Source organism: Rhizobium sp. LjRoot258 (assembly GCF_964254185.1).
In the GTDB taxonomy this organism is placed as follows: domain Bacteria; phylum Pseudomonadota; class Alphaproteobacteria; order Rhizobiales; family Rhizobiaceae; genus Rhizobium.
Genome location: NZ_CAXUST020000002.1, coordinates 536,505 through 553,888, shown reverse-complemented (window position 1 = coordinate 553,888; position 17,384 = coordinate 536,505). Strand labels below are relative to the sequence as shown.

Annotated in this window: 16 protein-coding genes and 1 pseudogene; 6 read left to right on the top strand and 11 right to left on the bottom strand. The window is 58.5% G+C overall.

Annotated features, from left to right (window positions below; genetic code table 11):
- Positions 1 to 238: 238 nt before the first annotated feature.
- Positions 239 to 1,141: a LysR family transcriptional regulator gene (locus ACSQ9D_RS23390; RefSeq protein WP_037124763.1), complete on the bottom strand. Its 903-nt coding sequence runs from the start codon at positions 1,139 to 1,141 to the stop codon at positions 239 to 241.
- Positions 1,142 to 1,250: 109 nt separating this feature from the next.
- On the opposite strand from ACSQ9D_RS23390, the gene ACSQ9D_RS23385 reads away from it, so the two are divergent.
- The 4 genes from ACSQ9D_RS23385 to ACSQ9D_RS23370 are packed head-to-tail and all read left to right on the top strand — an operon-like array spanning position 1,251 to position 4,988.
- Positions 1,251 to 2,333: a 4-oxalomesaconate tautomerase gene (locus ACSQ9D_RS23385; protein WP_037124761.1), complete on the top strand. Its 1,083-nt coding sequence runs from the start codon at positions 1,251 to 1,253 to the stop codon at positions 2,331 to 2,333.
- Between the two features lie 47 nt (positions 2,334 to 2,380).
- Positions 2,381 to 3,382 (top strand): ABC transporter substrate-binding protein, encoded by a 1,002-nt coding sequence (locus ACSQ9D_RS23380; protein ID WP_037124759.1) that lies wholly within the window; start codon positions 2,381 to 2,383, stop codon positions 3,380 to 3,382.
- Between the two features lie 15 nt (positions 3,383 to 3,397).
- Complete coding sequence (locus ACSQ9D_RS23375; protein WP_037124757.1) at positions 3,398 to 4,228, top strand: ABC transporter ATP-binding protein; 831 nt, start codon at positions 3,398 to 3,400, stop codon at positions 4,226 to 4,228.
- Positions 4,212 to 4,988 (top strand): ABC transporter permease, encoded by a 777-nt coding sequence (locus ACSQ9D_RS23370; protein ID WP_037124755.1) that lies wholly within the window; start codon positions 4,212 to 4,214, stop codon positions 4,986 to 4,988. The genes ACSQ9D_RS23375 and ACSQ9D_RS23370 overlap by 17 nt, the downstream gene beginning before the upstream one ends.
- A 474-nt stretch (positions 4,989 to 5,462) precedes the next feature.
- Here ACSQ9D_RS23370 and ACSQ9D_RS23365 read toward each other — a convergent pair whose 3' ends face one another.
- From ACSQ9D_RS23365 to ACSQ9D_RS23350, 4 genes are all read right to left on the bottom strand, one after another.
- Positions 5,463 to 6,095, bottom strand: coding sequence for a class I SAM-dependent methyltransferase (locus ACSQ9D_RS23365; RefSeq protein WP_436284314.1), 633 nt, complete (start codon positions 6,093 to 6,095; stop codon positions 5,463 to 5,465).
- Positions 6,096 to 6,196: 101 nt separating this feature from the next.
- Positions 6,197 to 6,610, bottom strand: coding sequence for a nuclear transport factor 2 family protein (locus ACSQ9D_RS23360; RefSeq protein WP_436284313.1), 414 nt, complete (start codon positions 6,608 to 6,610; stop codon positions 6,197 to 6,199).
- 80 nt (positions 6,611 to 6,690) lie between these two features.
- Positions 6,691 to 7,290 carry an NADPH-dependent F420 reductase gene (locus ACSQ9D_RS23355; RefSeq protein ID WP_436284312.1) on the bottom strand — a complete coding sequence of 200 codons (600 nt, stop codon included), beginning with the start codon at positions 7,288 to 7,290 and terminating at the stop codon, positions 6,691 to 6,693.
- A 32-nt stretch (positions 7,291 to 7,322) separates the two neighbouring features.
- Positions 7,323 to 8,075 carry an SDR family NAD(P)-dependent oxidoreductase gene (locus ACSQ9D_RS23350; protein ID WP_037124829.1) on the bottom strand — a complete coding sequence of 251 codons (753 nt, stop codon included), beginning with the start codon at positions 8,073 to 8,075 and terminating at the stop codon, positions 7,323 to 7,325.
- A gap of 217 nt (positions 8,076 to 8,292) precedes the next feature.
- On the opposite strand from ACSQ9D_RS23350, the gene ACSQ9D_RS23345 reads away from it, so the two are divergent.
- Complete coding sequence (locus ACSQ9D_RS23345) at positions 8,293 to 9,216, top strand: LysR family transcriptional regulator (RefSeq protein ID WP_436284311.1); 924 nt, start codon at positions 8,293 to 8,295, stop codon at positions 9,214 to 9,216.
- Positions 9,217 to 9,413: 197 nt separating this feature from the next.
- Here the strand turns inward: ACSQ9D_RS23345 and ACSQ9D_RS23340 are convergent, their stop codons facing one another.
- The 4 genes and pseudogenes from ACSQ9D_RS23340 to ACSQ9D_RS23325 form a co-directional block, all read right to left on the bottom strand.
- Entirely contained in the window at positions 9,414 to 10,076 is a 663-nt protein-coding gene (locus ACSQ9D_RS23340; RefSeq protein ID WP_037124749.1) for a hypothetical protein, read from the bottom strand.
- A gap of 459 nt (positions 10,077 to 10,535) precedes the next feature.
- The gene (locus ACSQ9D_RS23335; RefSeq protein ID WP_024319146.1) at positions 10,536 to 11,744 is read right to left on the bottom strand and encodes an MFS transporter; all 1,209 of its coding nucleotides are present in this window, start codon (positions 11,742 to 11,744) and stop codon (positions 10,536 to 10,538) included.
- A gap of 59 nt (positions 11,745 to 11,803) precedes the next feature.
- Positions 11,804 to 12,784, bottom strand: coding sequence for an AraC family transcriptional regulator (locus tag ACSQ9D_RS23330; RefSeq protein ID WP_024319145.1), 981 nt, complete (start codon positions 12,782 to 12,784; stop codon positions 11,804 to 11,806).
- A 309-nt stretch (positions 12,785 to 13,093) separates the two neighbouring features.
- A pseudogene (locus ACSQ9D_RS23325) lies at positions 13,094 to 13,343 on the bottom strand (DDE-type integrase/transposase/recombinase); the annotation flags it as partial.
- A gap of 331 nt (positions 13,344 to 13,674) precedes the next feature.
- On the opposite strand from ACSQ9D_RS23325, the gene ACSQ9D_RS23320 reads away from it, so the two are divergent.
- Entirely contained in the window at positions 13,675 to 14,607 is a 933-nt protein-coding gene (locus ACSQ9D_RS23320; RefSeq protein ID WP_368515831.1) for a HEPN domain-containing protein, read from the top strand.
- A 134-nt stretch (positions 14,608 to 14,741) separates the two neighbouring features.
- Here the strand turns inward: ACSQ9D_RS23320 and ACSQ9D_RS23315 are convergent, their stop codons facing one another.
- Positions 14,742 to 16,364, bottom strand: a complete 1,623-nt coding sequence (locus tag ACSQ9D_RS23315) for a GMC family oxidoreductase (protein WP_436284310.1) — start codon at positions 16,362 to 16,364, stop codon at positions 14,742 to 14,744.
- A gap of 185 nt (positions 16,365 to 16,549) precedes the next feature.
- A complete protein-coding gene (locus tag ACSQ9D_RS23310; RefSeq protein WP_436284309.1) occupies positions 16,550 to 17,344 on the bottom strand; it encodes an alpha/beta fold hydrolase in 795 nt (264 codons plus the stop codon).
- Between the last annotated feature and the right edge of the window lie 40 nt (positions 17,345 to 17,384).

The following is a 17,384-nucleotide window of genomic DNA, read 5'->3' as shown; positions in this document are numbered from 1 at the left end:
AATTTTCGCAGCTATTTGGCACGCATTCGGGTCTGAATTCCTTCTTCAGCGCTGCAATGCGAAAGATGGTGTTGAGTGCGCCATAACCCTTGTATCCCGCCGCTCAACGATCTCGAAGAAGAACCCGAGCAGGTGGCGCTTCATGTCGAACGGTTTCTTCAAGGCGTTCTGGTCACGGAAAAAGAGAACATTTGGCTGGAAAGTAAACGGGATACCATCTCGGCGGCTCTTTGGTTGCTCAGTTTCCTTCGGCCCACGTCCCAATCAACATTGTCATGAACCGCTCGGCTGCCGGCGAAAGTGTGCCACCGCGACGGCGCACAATGCCGATCGTTCGCGAGATTTCAGGATTGCGGATCGGTCTCGTGACGAGGAATGGATGCTCCTCCGGAGGCGTGGCGAGTTTCGGCAGAACCGAAATCCCAAGCCCGGCTTCCACGAGACCAAGTGATGTCGAAAGATGCGTGACTTCATAGGACCAGCGCAGTTTCAGGTTCGATTTCGCCAATGCTGCATCCAGAAGCGTACGATTGCCGCTGGATCGGTGAACCGTGATCAGTTGATAGGGCGCCAGATCGTCCCATTCGAGTTCGCTCTTCGCTGCCAGCGGATGATCCTTGCGTGCCGCCAGCACGAATGGATCTTCGATGAGCCTCTCGAAGATGAGGTCGGGATCTGAAAAGCCCATGATATTGATGCCGAACTCGACTTCCCCGCGGGCGACTGCCTGTAGACCGTCGGTGGCCGGCAGATCGAGAATGCGAAACCGGATATTCGGGTACTCGGCGCTGAATTGCTTAATGACGGTCGGCAAAAAATAGAAGGCAGCCGTTGGCAGACATGCGATCGTCACAAGGCCGCTGCGCTGAGATCCGACGTCCCGCACCGCAAACAGCGACGTGTCGAACTCCTCAAGCATGCGTCGCACCAACGGGATTAGCTCCGCGCCAAGGGCGGTTGTCGAGACATGACGCGTCGTGCGCTCGAGCAAAGGCGCCCCGATTGCCAGCTCGAGCTTCTGAATTCGGCGGCTGAGTGCCGGCTGTGACAGATTAAGCGCTTCGGCAGAGCGGTGGAAGTTTTCCAGTTCGACGACCGATAGAAACGCGCGCAGATCCAGTATCTCGCAATTAATGCTCATGACGCATCATTCCCTCTGATCTTCGCATTTCACATATCAATCGTTTTACCGCTTACTGCAACAAAGAAGCTGATTGATATTTAAATCACATCAGTATGCGGACACAACCATGAACGACCTGATTTCCATTCCCTGCGTTCTGATGCGAGGTGGCACCTCCAAAGGACCGTTCTTTCTCGCATCCGATCTTCCATTGGATTCGCGTCAACGCGATCAGATTCTGCTTTCGGTTATGGGGTCTGGTCATCCTCTGCAGATTGACGGTATCGGCGGCGGAAACCCCGTCACCAGCAAGGTTGCCATCGTCGGCCCGGCAACCGTGTCCGATGCCGATGTGGATTATCTGTTCGCCCAGGTCCGCATCGATCAGCAGTTCGTGGATACCTCACCCAACTGTGGAAATATGCTGGCGGCCGTCGGGCCGTTCGCGATCGAGGCCGGCCTTGTCAAGGCGACGACCGGCGTCACCCGCGTGCGCATCCACAACGTCAATACCGGTAAACTGATCGAAGCCGAGGTTCCGACCCCTGATGGCAGCGTTGCCTATATGGGAGATGCCTCGATCGACGGCGTGCCCGGCAATGCTGCGCCGATCGCGCTGACCTTCATGGATGCTGCCGGGGCACGCACCGGCAAGCTTTTTCCCACCGGCAACCCGTGCGACAGGATCGATGGCATCGATGTGACCTGCATCGATTGCGCGATGCCGATGATGCTGCTCGAGGCCGCCGCCCTCGGTGTGACGGGCAATGAATCGGCTGCCGAGCTCAATGCCAACGGCGCATTGCTGCACCGTCTCGAAACGCTACGGCTTGAGGCTGGCCGGCGTATGGGCATGGGCGATGTCAGCAACCAGGTCACGCCCAAACCGGTGTTGATCTCCAGGCCCAACAAGGGCGGAGATCTCGGCGTGCGCTATTTCATGCCGCATCAGTGCCACCCGTCTCTCGCAACGACCGGCGCGGTTGGGATTGCCACGGCCTGCATCAGCGACGGAACCGTCGCTGCGCAACTGATCGGCGACCGCAAGCCACCGGTCGTCCTCGTTCTGGAACATCCAAGCGGTCGTTTGGAAGTAAAACTGGATACCCGCGACGGCAAGACAGTTGCCGGAATCCTGCGGACGGCCCGCCGCCTTTTCGAGGGCCGGGTCTTTGCAAAACCTATCGTGCAAATGGTTTGCGCGGCATAATCGAAAGTGGTTGCCGGGAGGGCGCCACGCATCAGGGAGGAATACACATGCGTAAACTCATACTCGCCCTTGCGGCAACGGTCGCTTTCGCCGGTTCGGCTTTTGCGGAACCCGTCCGCATCAGCGTCGGGTCCTACAACCTCAACAACCTGCCCTTCCCGGTCGCAGCTGGCCTCGGTCTTTACGAGAAGGAAGGTCTTGAGGTGACCGTCGAAAACTTCGCATCTGGCGGCTCCAAGACGCTGCAGGCGCTTGTCGCCGGCTCCACGGATATCGCTGTCGGCTTCTACGACCACACCATCCAGATGCAGTCGCAGAACAAGGCTGTTGTAGCCTTCGTGCAACTGGCCCGCAATTCCGGGCTCGTGCTTGCCGGTGGAAAGAACGCTGCGTTCGATCCTGCCAAACCTGAAACGATCAAGGGCGCGAAAATCGGTATCACAGCGCCGGGCTCGTCTTCAGACTTCTTCGTTCGCTATTATCTGCAGCGCCACAGCCTATCGGCTGATGACGTCTCGTTGATCGGGGTCGGCTCCGGTTCAGCTGCTGTTGCTGCGCTCGAGCAAGGGAAGGTTGATCTATTGGTCAACTACGATCCGGCGGCAACCTTTATCGAAGCCAAGGGTGTCGGCAAGATTTTGATCGACGCCCGTAGCGATGAGGGTGCCACGGAGATCTACGGTGGGATCTACCCGACCTCCGTCCTTTATGCGACGCAGGCCTATATCGATGAGAACCCGGAAACCATCCAGAAGGTCACGAACGCGACCGTCAAGGCACTGGCATGGATGAACACACATAGCGCTGAAGAGATCGTCGAAAAACTACCGAAAGAATTCATCTCCGGCGACCGGGACACGTATGTGAAGGCCGTCCAGAATGCCAAGCCGATTTTCTCGGTGGACGGCAAATTCAGCGAGACCGACACGCAGACGCCGTTGGCCGTTCTCAAGAGCTTCAACGAAAAGGTTGCTGCCGCAACAATCGATCTTTCCAAAACCTACACGAACGCTTTCGTGGACAAGGTAACGGATAAGACCACCAACTGATCCTAGGAGGAGGCCATGTCTTTGGCTGTCGTAAACCCCATGCCTATCCCGACGGGACAGCAAAACGCAAAGCCGATGGTATCGATCGACGCCGTGACAATGTCGTTTGGTTCCTATGTCGCGGTGCAGGACGTTAACCTCACGGTTGCCGATGGCGAGTTTCTCGCCATCGTCGGCCCGACCGGTTGCGGCAAGAGCACTATTTTGAACGCGATAGCAGGTCTTCTGAAACCCGCGAGCGGAACGGTGACGATCGACGGCACGCCGGTAAAGGGCGTGCAGAACGACATTGGCTATCTCTTCCAGCAGGACGCGCTGCTTCCGTGGAAGACATCCATCGAGAATGTCGAGCTCGGCCTGATGTTCAGGGGCGTTGGAGCCACTGAGCGCCGCGAACGTTCGATGAGCTGGCTTGCCAAGGTCGGGCTGAAGGGCTTCGAACACCGCTATCCGCACCAACTCTCCGGCGGCCAGCGTAAACGTGTCCAGATGGCGCAGGCCCTCATTGCCGGTCCGAAGGTGATCCTGATGGACGAGCCCTTCTCGGCGCTCGACATCCACACGCGGCATCTCATGCAGAATGAATTGCTGCGCCTTTGGCAGGAAGAACGTCGCGCCGTGGTCATGATCACGCACGACCTCGAAGAGGCGATCGCGCTTGGAGACCGCGTCGCCATTCTGGCCGCCGGCCCTCGTTCGCGGGTCATCGAAAGTTTCCCGGTCGATCTCGAGCGGCCACGGGATGTGGCAGAGATCAAACTCGATCCACGCTTTATGGATCTGTATCGCAATATCTGGGCTTCCCTGCGCGGCGAAGTGGAGAAAAGCTATGAACGTCGTGACTGAACGCATCATCCAGCTCGGAATGCTAATCTTTATCCTCGGCGGCTGGCAGCTTGGCGTGACCGCCGGCTTCATCGATGTCTTCTTCTTTCCAGCCCCGCTCGACATCTTCAACCAGATGATCAGCTGGATTGTTGACCCCAGCTTCTATCGTCATGTGTCAATCACACTGACGGAGACTGTGCTCGGCTACATCATCGGCACGGGCCTTGGCGTCGCAGCCGGTGTATGGCTCGGTCTTAGCCGCAGTGCGGCACGGATTTTGGACCCCTTCATCAAGGGCCTGAACGCCATTCCGCGCGTCGTGCTTGCCCCAATTTTCGTGCTTTGGCTTGGTCTCGGCCTATGGTCGAAGGTAGCGCTCGCAGTAACCCTTGTCTTCTTCATCACCTTCTTCAACGCCATGCAGGGCGTCCGCGAAGTCAATCCGGTCGTCCTCGCAAACGCAAGGATCCTCGGGGCCAGACGTTCCGATCTGTTGCGGCATGTCTATTTTCCGGCGGCGGCCAGCTGGATTTTGTCCTCCCTTCGCACGTCAGTCGGCTTCGCGGTGGTCGGCGCCATCATTGGCGAGTATCTCGGCTCCTCTGCGGGGCTCGGTTATCTGATCGCGCAGGCGGAAGGCAACTTCGACGCGGTTGGAGTGTTTGCCGGCATCATCATCCTGGCCGTGTTCGTGCTCATCATCGACCGAATTCTCGATGTTCTGGAAGGCCGGCTGATCAAGTGGAGACCGAACGCCGCAGAAGAAAGAGCGGCGTAACTAATCGGATCAGTTGCCATGTGAGTAGAGTTGGGGTGCCGCTATCGGCACCCCATTCTTTTTGGCCTTGTGTTCGAAAGTGCAACCAGCACCCGATTGATATGCTCAATCAAAGTTAAAATCGTGGGCATTTCTAAGGGCCATTGTTTTAATACCTCACTTGGATTGGCCGGCACCCCGGCCTCTACATCCAAAATCAATGATAGACGCCTTGAAGGGATTAGAACCGACGACCCTGTTGTTATAAAGCCATCCATCTCAATTCCCCAACAGCGGCCGAGGCCTCAGGGCAGCTCGCACCCGTCGCCAAGCTGATTGCCAAAGGACGTGTTTGGGGCCGACAGCGGACGATCCGGTTTCAACCAGCTTCTGCGGTAAGCTGTCGTTCCGAAACCAACCCACAATCGGTCATCGCACTTGTCAGAGCCGCCTTCCGTACGAGAGCCGACCTCATCGTTGGCGAATAGCTTAGTGTTAGATCTTCACGAACCGATAGGCGAAACGATCGGTCTGGCCCTTGATCGAGGGATCGAACACCTTGATCGAGTGCGGATCGTCGTTGTTCGCGAGCATTGTGCTTTTCGCATCCAGTACGAAGCCGGCCGCCTCCACCTCCTCGCGAACAAAGGCAGGGTCGATCCGATGCAGCGACTGGGCGTCGCCCGTGCCCGCCCCTGCAGCGGCGGCGTGGTCGACGATGACGTAGCACCCACCGGGCTTCAGCCGCTCGTAGACGGCTCGATTGAAGTCGGCCGCCGTCGCGCCCTTCTTCTGAATCAGCGCCGTGTGGAGATCGTGGTAGAACAGGTGCAGCCACAGCACATCCGCTGGTTGCGTGGCCTGCGGCATCTCGACGAGGTCCGCCGAGACGGCTTCGACGTTCTCTCGGCCCGGCTCCTTCGCGAGCGTCCGCATGCGGCCAACCGGATCGTTCTTGAAGTCGGCGACTTCGGCCGGCACGAAGCTGTAGACCCGCCCTTTAGGTCCCACGACGTCGGAGAACAGGCGCGTCCAATCACCGTCGCCTGGGTAGACGTCAATGACAGTGGAGCCCGCATCTACACATGCGAACCGGATCAACTCGGATAGTTTGGATTGGTCGTACATCGGAATCTCCTTTACGGTCGGGCATTAGACGAGCGCGCGGCGTACAATGGGGCGATTTTCGGCTGATCTATCGTCTACCCCGAACCGATGGCCGAACAATGCTATGCAGGCCCGGCCGCGCCCATCTGCGCGGCGCGCGCCAATGCTTGTGTGTCGACGTATTCCCGGATGTTGGTCAGTCTGCCGTCCCGGACGGTGATGGCGAAGATCCAGTCGTCCTCGAACGTCTTGTTCGTGGCTTTGATCCTTCCCCTCGCGAAGCCGAGCACAAGGACCCGGTCTCCTTGCGCCACGAACTCCCGGGGTTCCGTGGACGTTTCAATCGACTTGGATGCCGTCTCAAGCAAATCCCTTAGTCCCTCGTGTCCGCGGTGCGTTCCGGCCAGCGGCCAGTCTTTGCCGGGGATGGTCCACTCGATGTCTTCGGCGACCAGTGCCAGCAGGCCATCCCTGTCGCCGCGGCCGATCGCGGCGAAGAAGTCCTTCACGGTCTGGATGTTCTTCTCAATGCTCATGGGAATTTCTCCATTTGGCACGGATCGCATCGCGCTCGATCCAATCCGTGCATCGTGGCCCTGCCGGTTGGTCGTGTTCATCAGTCGAACTTGACCAGGTCCTTGAAGATCAATTGACCCCAGCTATTTCCGCGCGCCTGGACCAGCAGCCCACCTTCCGACAGCCCGCCAAGTTTGATCGGCGAGAAACCGAGATTTTCCGCGAGCACACCAATCTCCGCTGCGGCGTCGTCATCGTCGCTCGCCAGGAACACGACCCTCCTGCCACCATGCAGGGCCGGATCCTGATCAAGGACGGGAGCGACCAGATGGTTGAAGCCCTTGACTAGTTTTGCACCAGAGAATGCCTGTGCAACAAACTTGGAAGAAGGCTGTCCCCCCAGTTTTTCAGGAGGCACGCCGTAGGCGTTGGTCACATCGACGATGGTCTTCCTCTGCCAGCTGGCGAGCGCCTTCGCGACCTCTGGGTGCGACTCGAAACGGACAGCCAAAAAGATGATATCCGCCTTGAGGGCTTCTGCCAGTGTTTTGGGAATGATCGTGGGTCCGATCGCGGCCGCATCGGATGCAAAGCTTTCTGGGTCGCGTGTGGTTGCAACGGATACTTTGATGCCGTTGCGGGCAAACGCCTTGGCCAATGCGTGGCCGATATTGCCGAATCCTATAATTGAATAGCTCATAATGCTTCTCCGATCTTGTTTTAACGCCGGGGTCAGACCTGCGCCATGCCTCCGTCGACGGCGAGATCCACGCCAGTGATGAAAGAACTTTCATCGGAGGCGAGGAACGTGACGGCAGCCGCGATTTCCTCTGGTTTGCCCCTGCGACCCATTGGGATCTGTGACGCAAACTGGGCGGCCGCTTGCTCGGCTTGCTCGGGGGTAAGGCCTGCCGTTGTCTCTAAAGCGGGGGTCTCGATTGGCCCGGGGCTCATCGCGTTCACGCGGATTTTGCGGTCTTTCAGCTCCAGTGTCCAAGCGCGCGCAAAGTTGCGCACAGCAGCCTTACTCGCGGCGTAGGTGCTAAACCCGGGAACCCCCAACACGTTCGACACTGAAGAGTTCAGGATAATCGAACCGCCGTCTTTGAAGAGAGGAAGGGCCTTCTGCACCGTAAAGAACAGACCCTTCACGTTCACATCGAAGGTCTGGTCAAAATGGGCCTCAGTAGCGACCGCGAGCGGTGCGATTGTCCCTGCGCCCGCGTTCGCGAAGAGAATGTCGATGTGACCATGTTTCTCTTTCACGACGGCATAGAGGTGGTCCAGATCTTCCAAGCGTGACACGTCGCCGACGACCGTTGTAACGTTTCTCGTAATGAAGGCTGCGGCTTCCTTCAGCTCTTTCTCTCTTCGCCCGGTGATCACGACGTGCGCACCTTCTTCCACAAAGCGCTTGGCTGTCGCTAACCCGATCCCGCTGCTTCCGCCCGTGATGACTGCGATTTTACCTTCGAGTGCTTTCATAATCTTTTGTCTTTCGCTGATTGGCTGTACGGAGAGGTTTCATCGAGATCCTCAAGATGGGTTCGCCGAAGTCAGGCGGTGAGTGCGGAATCGCGCACATCGGTGGTGCGAAAACGATCCAGCCGGACGATTGAACGCCGCGACATCGCGCCCACAACAGATCAGTGTGTTAGATATGGGTTTTGGAAGGCGCACCGCCGCGGTGCGGGATTTCACCATGATCGACTGGGATGACGTTCGCTACTTTCTTGCCGTCGCGCGCGGAGGCTCAGTGCGGGCCGCCGCCAAGCGCCTCGGCGTGAACCACGCGACCGTGCTGCGACGCATCGCTCAGCTCGAGGAAAGCTTGGGGGCGCAGATGTTCGAAAAGCTGCCTTCGGGCTACCGCCTGACGGCTGCGGGCGAGGAGGTTCTCGATCTCGCACACCAGATGGAAGCGTCGTCGCATTTGCTGGAGACGCGCGTCTTCGGTCGCGACCAGAGCGCGCGCGGGCTTTTGCGGGTGACGCTTCCACCGTTCCTCGCCACACACTTGCTCATGCCGGATCTCGCCGACTTCGCGCGTTTGCATCCGGACATCGAGATCGAAATTTTGACTACCGGCGAGGTGGCAAATCTGACCAACCGAGAGGCCGACGTCGCGGTCCGCATTGTCGCCGACCGCAAGACCCTGCCTCTCAATCTTCACGGCCTGAAGGGACCGCAGTTGTTCAGCGGCGTCTACATGTCTCGCGATCGACTAGCCGCGTTGAGTGCGGGCAAGCCTGATCCCATCCGGTGGATCGTCATAGACAATCATGGAATTCCGGACTGGGCGCGCGAGGCAGAAGTTCATACCACGGGAGCTCCGTTCAGGACTCCGGACGCCGAGACGCAGATCATCGCGGCGCAGCAAGGGATCGGGATGACGAAACTCCCGTGCTTCGTCGGAGATACCGACCCCCTGCTGGTGAGGGTGCCGGGCACCAACCTGCCCATGCATGGGACACTCTGGCTTCTCACGCAGGGGGAGACACGCAAGACCATGCGCGTGCGGCTCTTCACGGAGTTCGTATCCCGCAGGCTCGCCGCGCACGCGCCGCTTCTCGCGGGGCTTTCCGTATCGCGCGAGGCGACGGTGCAGCCGTCGCCGGCCAGATGACCGATTGGCGGCTGTTAGGAGAAAAGAAACTTTGGCACGAATGACCGAAATGAGGCGCACACCGGCCGAGGGTGGTGCTCGCGTTCGGCCGAGCTGGTCAAGCGCGGAGTGTGCCTCAGTTGTCTTTTCGACCTCGCGAGATGCGGCCGCCACCGGCGACGGTGAGTTCACCAGGATGACGTGCGTTAAAGAACCCCTCAATCTGCCTGCATATAATCCGCCACGCTGTAGCAATGGCTCGCCTGATAGGCGTTCCGCCCGCGGTTCATGTGCGTCAGGTTGAACGTGCGAATGGCGCGCACCACGCGGCGGCTCCCGAGGAGTTTGCGGATCGAGACAGAGCCGCGCACATTGATGCCGAAAATGTCCGCACCACGCGGGAAGAAATAACTGACGTCCTCTGGCATCGCAACGCTTTGCTCGAGAAAGGGTTCGTCCACCCGGCTCGGCGTTGCTGAACGATCTGTAGTGAAATCCGAAAGATGCACGATGAATCTGGCGCGGATATCGTCGCCTTGAGCATAGAGCGTGAAAAGCTCCATCCAGCTCGCATTGACGCGTACGAGCGGCTTGTCCGAGGTCGACGGCAGACAGGAAACCGACCAGTAGTAGCGCTCGGTCTTGCGCAGCAAGGGAATGCAGTTTGGACCGTATAGCCCGAGAATCTCCAGCACTTCTCCCGCTTGCGGGCGACTAAGTAGCTTCTCAAATCGAGCGACATATTTGAAGCGCTGTTCCAGGGACTCTGAGCGGTCGCCCGCGTCCGGCAAGTCGATCTTGCCCGCTATCCAATCGCGCTGCTGCTCAAGATCAAGGAATTGCCGCACACCGGTGGTTCTGGGGCGAGAAGTCGTGCCCATGTCAGGCACTCTGCGAAATTCGTGTGCTCATCATCGGCCGACTCCTGTGTTGTCGCTTGGGCGGTTGCGATTCTAAGCATCGCGCCCAATGCGCCTCCGAATGATACGTCGCGGACGGAGAATTTGGAACGGCTGCGCGACCACGAGGAGAAAGTTGCCTCACCGTTCGCTGCCTTCGCAACGGCTTGACTTCAAGGCTGATGTTGCCGGCTCTGCAGAGCGGCCGCTTCTGGGATCAGAGTTCGATCTACACGATGGCCGCAATCGGCCGCACTAGTCGTGAGCGCCGATCTTCCACGCCGCTTAATCGAGATTGTTGTTGTCGCGGTCATCGGCGATCGGGCGGTGCTTCCTCGCCGGAACGAGAAAGCACCGCCATGTCACGGATTTAGCCTCACCCGGCACTCCGGCCACTTGAGACCTCGCCTCCTCTGCTCACCTTGGCCGGAGCTCCAAGAGTCAGCTGCGGGGCTGAAGCAACGCCAGAACGATAGTCGATGCCGCTAAGACGGCTGTAAATGTCAATGGCGCTGAGGCACCATAGTGATCGACCACATAGCCGCCGAACAGCGCACCTATGCTGATGGCGACCTGGAACGAAACGACCATCAGGCTGCCAGCAGCCTCCAAGGCGTCCGCTGCGCCCCGGGACAAGTTGGTAGGCAGTACCACCGGAGCCATCCCAAAAGCGAAACCCCAAAGTGTAACCAGGGCAAACGCGATGCCGCTATGTGCACCCCAGAGTACGAGAGCAAGCGCCGAAAACGCCATCAATACGCCGGTGACAGCGAGCGCCATGCGGATATTTGCGTCTGCCAGTCGGCCGCCGGCGACATTGCCGATCACAGCGGCGATGCCAAACCCGAGGAGCGCCAAGGCAATCGGCCCGGTGCCAAGGAGCGTCACTTGTTCGAGGAAGGGTCGCACGTAGACCGAGCCGGCAAAATGTCCCGTCATCAGCAAGAGGATGGCAAGCATTCCCAGTTGAACAGTGCGCCGTTTCGTCAGCCGGAAGACGTCGGAAAGACTATTACTTGTGCTTGCGGGTAGCGTCGGCAAGCTGAGTATCTGCAGCAGCATCGCAATCGCTGCGAGCCCTGCAGTCATGGCCGTGGCGGCACGCCAGCCGAGCCAATCGCTAATCAAAGCACCCATAGATGGTGCAGCTATGGTGGCAAGAGAGACGCCGAGGGTGACTATAGCCATACCCCGACCTGTCGCATTGGTGCCAACCAATCTCGCCACGACGGCAACTGAAAGCGCCCAGAAACCACTGAGCGCGATGCCCAGCCCGGCTCGGCCCAACAACAATAGCCAAAAATCCGTCGCGAGCGCGGCAACGAGATTGGAGCCGATAGCCAAGGCACTTAGGCCAACCAGGACAGTCTTCCGGTTCAGTTTGCCGATGAGAACATTGCTCAACAAGGCCGTCACCGCGCCAACAGACGCGGTGGCGGTGACAACCTGACCGGCGGTTCCCTCGCTGACGCCAAGGTCACGCGCCATTGGCGTCAACAGACCTGCCGGCAGGAATTCAGCTGACACCAGCGCAAAGCTTGTGGCTGCCATTGAAATAACGGCAAACCAGGTCGTGGGGCTCCATGTACTCGGGACGGTAGAATCGAGGCCAATCGCGGGGCCGTCAAGCTGTGATGTTGTGTCCGTCATTGAAGTACCTCCAAGGTTTGGAGGTCTTAATAGCGGAGTCTTCCAGGATGATATGTGTCCTAAAGTCCGAATTCTATGTCCGTTCGTCCGGAAATGGTGCGGCGCACAACGCCAGGTGAAACGCTGGTGATGCGCTTGAAGGCGCGAGCGAAAGAAGCTTCAGATTCATAGCCCAGTTGAGAAGCGACCTCGGCAACCGACATGTTTTGACCGAGCAACTCTCGTGCAAGCTGCATGCGCAGACGGGCGAGATACCGTGCCGCGCCTTCCCCTAAGATGGCGCTGAAGCGTTCCGCGAAGATCGAGCGCGATTGACCTGCCACGCCAGCAAGGGTCTCAAGCGTCCAGTCATGGCCGGGATCTCGGTGCATGGCTGCCAGCGCACGACCGATATGAGGATCACGGATCGCGGCGAGCCAGCCGCTGGTCGAGGCTCCGCTGCAATTGACCCAGCAGCGAATAAGCCGCGCGACGAGTACGTCCGCCATACGTGACAGGACCGTGGCGCTGCCTATCTGCGGCTGCGACGCCTCTGCCGTCATGGCGGCGAGGAGGGGGCCGACGATCGGATCATTGCCAGCAACATCACAACCCTTGATGATCGGTGGCATCAGAGCGATCAACGGGTTGAGGGCATTCGCACCCAAAGCCATGGAACCGCAGAACAAGGTGCTCGTCGCTCCTGTTCCTTCCTGCACCACTTCGCAGACATTGCCCCCCAACTTGGTGACCTGGCAGCTCTTAAGCGAGTCCCCGACAACATCAGGCTTACTGGCCAGTCGGTGTTCGACACCTTGTGGCAACAACACCAGATCGCCGTCTTGCAACTCCTGCCATCCTTGGGCTTCGGTATGGATCCAGCATGGCCCCTCACTGACGAAATGAAAGCGAAGCAGCTGTTGCTGCGGAAAGGCGATGCTCCATGGATGACGTAGCTCGCAGCGGCCGTAGTTGACTCCACTCAGGCGAAAGTCCTGTAGAACTTCGCTTAGTGCGTCCGTAGGAATTTGCGTCGGAGACTGGGATGAACGATCAAGCATTGGGATAATTTATATGCCGACCGTCCGGACTGCAAGTAAGGCATCGTGTCATGGCCGGCTCTGAGGTCATCAATGGGAATGGGAGCAACTGACCCTCTCGTTGTAGAATTCCAATGTCTCAGCCTAGCTGACCTGCGACCCGGCTCACCAATGGAACAAAAAGCCGACCCAGAGCTTCATCCAAAACGCCGTCTGGCGGACGCAGCTCCGCGTCGGCTTTGTCCGAATTGAAGTCGATGACCCGTATTGCCGCACGGGGCGATGTCACGTTATCTCGTCAATGACGAGAGAGGGTGTGGTTTTGTGAAATCAGGCCAGCGTGCCGATCACGGCCTTCCAGTGGGCCAGGGCGCGGACACGATGGATGTGGGTGGCAAGGGCTGAACGTTTCTGATGCGGTGGGACGAGAAAACGGATATGAAACGCGCTGCAATCCGCCGACTGATCGGAACCCTTGCATCTCCCGTTCGCGTTTTCGCAGTGGCAGATGAGAATTTTCTGCTCGATTGTTGAGGCCTTTGTGGGATCGGTGCTCGATCGCTGGCATGACCTGCCGCTTTGTGCCGATGAACAAGAAACGCTTCCTCGAATTCCGGCACTGACGCCGGAACCGGCAATCGAACCTTCCCCCACCCCTCCAGTGCCTCCCGACCAAAAAGTGACCTTATCCCGCGTGCTCTCCTCAAGCGGCGAGACGCACTCCGAGAGACGACGCTGCCGGTGCAGTCATTTCTGGCGAACGCGTAACAGCAGTCGCAACGGCATGAATGTTGTAGAGGCTGTGGGAGTTACAGAGCGGTGATGGCATGCTCTAATTTCTCTTTCAGATTGCACTTCGGACATGACTTCGCTAAAAGGTTTTGGTGATAATTATCGGGCGAGCCGTTACGATGGATACGATTCCCACCGAAGGCTTTGATGTGGCTTTGACACTGACCGACACCCTTGATCATCTGCCGGCCAACAAGCGGCGCGAACTTGCCCGCGTGCTGGAGATCATCTTTTTCGAGGTCGAGCAGTTTCGGTCAACCAAGCAGTCGGCAAAGAAAGCCAATGGCAAAATCCTCAAGGTCATCCTCTATGGTTCCTACGCCCGCGGCGACTGGGTGGAAGACAGGCTGAGTGGCTATCGCTCGGATTATGATCTGCTGATCGTCGTCAATTCGGAGAGCTTCGCTCAGGAACAGGAACTTTGGCTTTCGCTCGATGAACGATTCCTGCAGGAACAGATTGCCCACCGGATCGAAACGCCGGTCATTCCGATCGTCCATGGCCTGCATGACGTCAACGACCAACTTTCGCGCGGCCGGCCCTTTTTCGTCGATATAGCCAGGGACGGAAAGGTCCTCTACGAAGAGGAAGGTCATCCGCTTGCCAAGCCCAAGGCACTGGATAAGGAAGAAGCGAAAGCGGAAGCGAAGCTTTACTTCGAGCAATGGTTTTCAAGTGCAGCGCACCGCTTTGACCTCGCTCAGACAGGGGTAGAACGCGGATATGTTAACGATGCAGCTTTTGACCTACATCAAGCTACGGAGCGGCTCTATCATTGTCTCCTCCTGACGCTGACGTTCTACAGCCCGAAGTCGCACCGCATCAAGGTGCTGCGTTCGAAAGCGGAGGAGGTCGACAGGCGGTTGATCGAAGCATGGCCGCGAGACAATCGCATCGCTCGCCGGCGGTTCGAGCTCCTGTCGCGGGCTTACGTCGAAGCTCGGTATTCACCGAACTATGAGATCGGTATGGCAGAGCTTGGTTGGTTGGTTGAACGAGTGAAGGTTCTGCAGAAGTTGGTCGAGGTGAGCTGTCGCGAGCGCCTTACGTAAGCAGAAAGATCTTGCCTGTTTTTGAATTGATTCGCCTTGAACCATTACGATCCGTCGCCCCTTTAGTAACGCAAAAGCCGGCCGCCCTCTTATGCTGGCCGCCGAGCTTCACATGAATCTCTTCATCAGATGGACTAAGCGAGTCCTCCGCTCAAGTTCGGAAGGCTATGCGTCGTCCGAATGAGATCAGCCGCCCGCTCCCCAATGACAACGCAGGGTGCCATCGTATTTCCAGTTGTGATACGCGGCATGACCGAGGAGTCTGCGATGCGCAGGCCATCGATACCGTAGACCTTGAGTTCGTTGTCGACCACTGACATGCTGTCGCGTCCCATTTTGGCTGTGCAGGACTGATGCCAGTAGGTGACTGCCGAACGCCGGATAAAGTCGATCATCCCTGATCTGTCGCGCGCGCCCGGAGCCGCCTCGCCTGTCACCAGTGGCGTGAAGGCATCGCTGTTTCCGAGTTCGCGACACAATTCCACCGCAGCCAAGGCGGCCGCCATGTCTTCCGGCGCGCTGAGCGAATTCGGTTCGATCAGGATAGGGTCATTCGTATTGGGGCCGGAGAGCCGCAATCGACCACGGCTTTTTGGCTGGGCGAGACCGTTAAACATCGTCCAGCCATGTTCCGGCGTTTCGAGGCCCGTCTCGATCGGCGACGGCACGGCAAACTCCAACTGGCACTGAAGAATGTCCGGCTGCGCAAGACGCGAGTCGCTTTTCCAGTAGAGTTTTGCTTCGCAGCCGCTACCACCGACGGCTTCTGGTTTTCGATATGCCCAGGTGCAGCCGAATGCGAGATGATCCTGATGATTACGCCCAACGCCAGGTAAGTGTTGAACCACGGGAATGCCGTGGGCCTGCAGCTCATCTTCCGGACCTATGCCCGACTGCATCAACACTTTCGGAGTGTTGATCGCGCCTAGCGACAGTACCGTCTCGCAACGCGCCGTGAATTGACGTCGCTGATCATCGACGAGAACCTCGACCCCCGTCACGCGCTTGCCATCGAAGATGAGGCGCGTGACCAGTGCGTTGGTCAGCACAGTCAGGTTTGGGCGCGACATGAGCGGGCGGACATAGGATCCAAAGACAGACTCCCGCTTGCCATCCCGCATCCGCAGTTCAGCGATGGATGCGCCGCCCGGGCCCTCCATCATTTCACCGTTCGGGCTATCGTAGACCGGAATGCCGATAGTGGATGCCGCACGCAACAAGGCCTCTGCGATCGGTTGGGGGGCCTGCGGCTGCGCTACGTAGGCCGGTCCTCCCACGCCGCGACGCGTTGGGTCCGGAGCGCCCTGCCAATCTTCGATCCGGCGATAGTAGCTGAGGATAGACTGATAGCCCCACGCGTCATCGCCGGCTTCAGCGGCAAAGTGGTCCCAATCTCCCTTGTGTCCTCTGGCCCACACCATGACATTGATGCTCGAACCGCCACCGAGCCCTTTGCCCATGCTGAGAGGAAGACGTCGACCGTCCAGGCCAGGTGCCGGTTGTCCGACAAAACCCCAGTCCCGGATCGAGCCGAGATTGAGCGGCCACTGCGCAGGGTTTGTAACGGTCTCGGCCGCATCGTCCCCGCCTGCCTCCAGCAGCAGGACACTTGCGTTTCCATCCTCTGCCAGTCGTGCGGCAACAACGGAGCCGCTGGACCCGGCGCCGCAGACGATGAAGTCGAAAACAACACCGACCTCGCTCTGAGGAATGGGCGGATTTTCGGGTGCATTCTTGTCATGACTATTCAGCTTCACGTGGTTACCTCCGTGAATGGATTGAGGAAAATTGCAAAAGTGTTGGGGAATGCGGGCAATGGATCCTAGTCCGAGATCGTGCGGCCTTTTATGTGCTCGCTTTGGGCCGACCTCGCTCGGTTCGACAGCCCTTGCTCGTCGTCATCGGGACAGTGCGGGCTGTCCCGATGAAACTGCGTCTGTCATTACTTCTTCGCTGAGACAGCCTTGGCGGCCTGATCAATGGTATCCGCGACCACCGTCGGCTGCGTCATGAACAGGGCGTGGCTCGCTGACACCTTGGTGATCTTCGCCTTGATGCGTTCCGCCATGTGGATCAGCATGGCCTGATCGAATGCCTTATCCTCGGTAGCAATCACAGCCCAGCTGGGCTTGGTGTGCCAGGCAGCATGTTCGAGCTTCGTGCCGAACGCTGACATGTTGATCGGGACTTGCGCATCCCTCATGAACGCAACATCCGCATCGCTGACGTCATGAGCGAAACCAGCCTTGAACTTTTCCGGACTGACATATCCAAAGCCATCCTTCGTGGTCTCGATGACGAATTCCGATGCGGGAGCAAATCCTTCGTATTGTTGAGCCGTCGTCTCGCCTGCATCAGGAGAGAGAGCCGAGACGTAAACGAGGCCTGCAACCTTTGCATCAATGCCAGCTTCCGTGATGACCGTGCCGCCCCAGGAATGTCCAACGAGAATGACCGGACCATCCTGCCGTTCCAGCACACGTTTGGTAGCCGCGACATCGTCTTCGAGAGATGTCAGGGGGCTCTGAACAATGCTGACGCGATATCCGCGCTTCGTGAGAATGTCGTAAACACCCTTCCAGCCAGAGCCGTCGGCGAAGGCGCCGTGGACGAGCACAACGTTTTTCACGGACTGGTCTTGAGGAATGTTGTCCGCGGCGTTCGCCGGCAATGCGGCAGCGGACAGTGAGGCTGCAGCAGCAATTGCGGCTACGGTGGTCGTGGTCTTGCGTGTCATGGCTGTCTCCTCGTTAATTGCGATAACTGTTATCGCGATA